Genomic DNA, 3,123 nt, shown 5'->3' with positions numbered 1-3,123 from the left:
TAGCATAACTCGCTTGCAGCAGTTTCCGCGCCGCACCATCGCCGGCACCCTCCCAACGCCCGTCTTCCGTGGACCCCGGCCGCCGCCGGGAACCGAGGCGTTCGCATCCACGGGGGCAACCCCGATCCGGCCTTCAACGGGACCAAAGGACCATCATGACCAGCACGCCCTCCGCCCTTCCGCCCAAGCGTTCCGTCCTGCCCCGCATCATCGGCCTGGGTGTGTTGGCCATCATCGTCGTCGGTGGCGTCGTCCTCTGGCTTGGTGGCCGGGGCAAGGAATCGACCGACGACGCCTTCACCGAGGGCCGGGTGGTGACGGTGGCGCCCAAGGTTTCCGGCCTGGTGGTCGAACTGGCGGTGCAGGATAACCAGAAGGTGAAGGCGGGCGATGTGCTGTTCCGCATCGACCCGCGCGACTACCAGAACACCCGCGACCGCGACGAAGCCCAGGTGAAGCTGGCGCAGGCGCAGCTGGCGCAGGCGCAGACCAACCTGGAAATCGCCCAGGTCTCCTACCCGGCGCAGCTGGACCAGGCCCGCGCCGCCCGCGCCCAGGCCGAGGCCACGCTGGTCCGGGCCAAGGCCGACCTGTCGCGCCAGACCGAGATCGACGTCCGCGCCACCACCAAATCGCAAATCGACGCCGCCCAGGCCAGCTACCGCACCGCCCAGGCCCAGCTGGCCGACGCCGATGCCAAGCTGCGCACGGCGGAACAGGCGCCGCGCAACATCGAGGCCGCCGCCGCCCAGGTGAAGCAGCTGGAAGCCCAGGTCACCGCCGCCCAGGCCGAACTGGCCCAGGCCGAGCTGAACCTGTCCTACACCACCGTGGTGGCGCCGCAGGATGGTTGGGTGACCAAGCGCGCCGTGGAGAAGGGCAACTATCTGCAGGTGTCGCAATCGGCCATGACCCTGGTGACGCCCGAGGTCTGGGTGATCGCCAACTTCAAGGAAAACCAGCTGAAGCATATGCGCGTGGGCCAGCCGGTGGACATCGAGGTCGACGCCTTCCCCGACCTGAAGCTGACCGGCGCCATCGACAGCTTCCAGATGGGCACGGGCTCGCGCTTCACCGCTTTCCCCGCGGAAAACGCCACGGGCAACTTCGTCAAGATCGTTCAGCGCCTGCCGGTCAAGATCAAGGTGACGGGCGGCCTGCCGGCCGACCATCCCCTGCCGCTGGGCCTGTCGGTCGAACCCACCGTCAAGCTGAACTGAGGGGCCGGCGGTGAGCGAAGGACTTCCCCCTCCCGAAGATGACCACGGGGCGTCGACCTGGCGGCCCAAGCACAACCCCTACCTCGTCGCCATGGTGGTGACCGTCGCCACCTTCATGGAGGTGCTGGACACCACCATCATCAACGTGGCGCTGCCGCACATCGCCGGCAGCCTGTCGGTGGGCACGGACGAAAGCACCTGGACCCTGACCTCCTACCTGGTGGCCAACGGCATCGTGCTGCCGGTCTCCGGCTGGCTGGGCCGCATGATGGGCCGGAAGAACTACTTCCTGCTGTCCATCGTCATGTTCACGGTGTCGTCGCTGCTGTGCGGCCTGTCGACCTCGCTGCCGGAACTGATCGTCTTCCGCCTGTTCCAGGGCTTCTTCGGCGGCGGCCTGCAGCCCAACCAGCAGTCCATCCTGCTGGACACGTTCGAGCCGGCCAAGCGCGCGACCGCCTTCGGCGTCACCGCCGTCGCCATCATCGCCGCCCCCATCATGGGGCCGACGCTGGGCGGCTGGATCACGGACAACTTCAGCTGGCGCTGGGTGTTCCTGATCAACGTGCCGGTGGGCATCATCGCCACCTTCGCCATCTCCACGGTGGTCGAGGATCCGCCGTGGGCCCGCGCCGGCGCCGCCAAGGGCAAGCGCAACATCGACGTCATCGGCCTGTCGCTGATTGCCGCCGGTTTCGCCTGCCTGCAGATCGTGCTGGACCGGGGCGAGCAGGAGGACTGGTTCTCCAGCACCTTCATCCAGGTCTTCGCCGTTGGCGCCGTGCTGGGCCTGGTGGGTGCCGTCGTCTGGCTGCTGGACCGGCCGGATCCCATCGTCAACCTGCGGGTCTGGAAGAACAAGGACTTCGCCATCGGCACCCTGTTCATCAGCATCATGGCCGCCACCCTCTACGGCAGCGCCGTGCTGATCCCGCAGCTGGCGCAATCGCAGCTGGGCTACACCGCCACCTGGGCCGGCATGATCCTGTCGCCTGGCGGCTTCATGATCCTGATCATGATCCCCATCATCACCCGCGTGCTGCTGAAAAAGTTCCAGGCCCGCTTCATCGTGGCGTCCGGCTTCTTCCTGCTGGGTGTCGCCATGTTCTACACGGCGACCATCACCCCGCAGGTGGGCTTCCTCACCCTGATGAGCATGCGCATGGCGCAGACCTTCGGCACGGCCCTGCTGATGATTCCCATCAGCACGGTGGCCTTCGCCTCCGTCCCGCGGGAAATGAACGGCGACGCGGCCGCCCTCTATTCCATGGCCCGCAACCTGGGCGGCAGCATCGGCATCGCCCTGGTCACGGCCTACCTGACCCAGCGTTCCCAGGTGCACCAAGCCTATCTGGCCGAACATCTCTCGGACCTGAGCCTGGGCTACCAGATGACCAAACAGGCCTGGCTGGACGGCCTGGCCGGCCACGGGCTGACGGCGGCGCAGCTGGAATCCTCGGCCATGGGCGGCATCTACCGCACGCTGCTGAAGCAGTCGGCCATCCTGGGCTACGTCGACGTCTTCCGCATATCCGGCATGGTGGCCCTCTGCGTCGTGCCGCTGGCCTTCTTCATGAAATCCACCAAGGCGGCGCCCAAGCCCGCCGCCGCGGAGTGACCCTCATGCGTGCTTTCCCGCCTGTTTCACTTTCCCATGTCCCCCCAGCGCGTGCGCCTGCTGGCCGCCACGCCCACCCTGACACTGGTGACTACCTGCACCCTGGGTCCTTACTACGAGCCGCCGGTGACCTACACCACCTCGTCGTGGATTGCTCCGGTGATCAACCCTTCCCAGGTCACTTGTGTAATCAACACTATCTTTCTGGTCCAATGGTGGAGTGAAATCTCCTACCCCATGCTGGACGAGCTGGTGTCTTACGTTGTCTCCTGCGATCTGGATCTG

General features: G+C 66.5%; 2 protein-coding genes and 1 pseudogene. All 3 read left to right on the top strand.

Annotated elements, in window-relative coordinates:
• Positions 1-155 precede the first annotated feature (155 nt).
• A complete protein-coding gene (locus tag I55_RS07720; RefSeq protein WP_044559940.1) occupies positions 156-1,220 on the top strand; it encodes an HlyD family secretion protein in 1,065 nt (354 codons plus the stop codon).
• 91 nt (positions 1,221-1,311) lie between these two features.
• Positions 1,312-2,838: a DHA2 family efflux MFS transporter permease subunit gene (locus I55_RS07715; RefSeq protein WP_252181068.1), complete on the top strand. Its 1,527-nt coding sequence runs from the start codon at positions 1,312-1,314 to the stop codon at positions 2,836-2,838.
• A 9-nt stretch (positions 2,839-2,847) separates the two neighbouring features.
• A pseudogene (locus I55_RS07710) lies at positions 2,848-3,123 on the top strand (hypothetical protein); the annotation flags it as partial.

The organism is Azospirillum sp. B4, assembly GCF_000333275.1.
Classification (GTDB): Bacteria; Pseudomonadota; Alphaproteobacteria; order Azospirillales; family Azospirillaceae; genus Nitrospirillum.
Note: the sequence above shows the minus strand (reverse complement) of the source record. Positions and strands in the feature narration are given on the sequence as shown.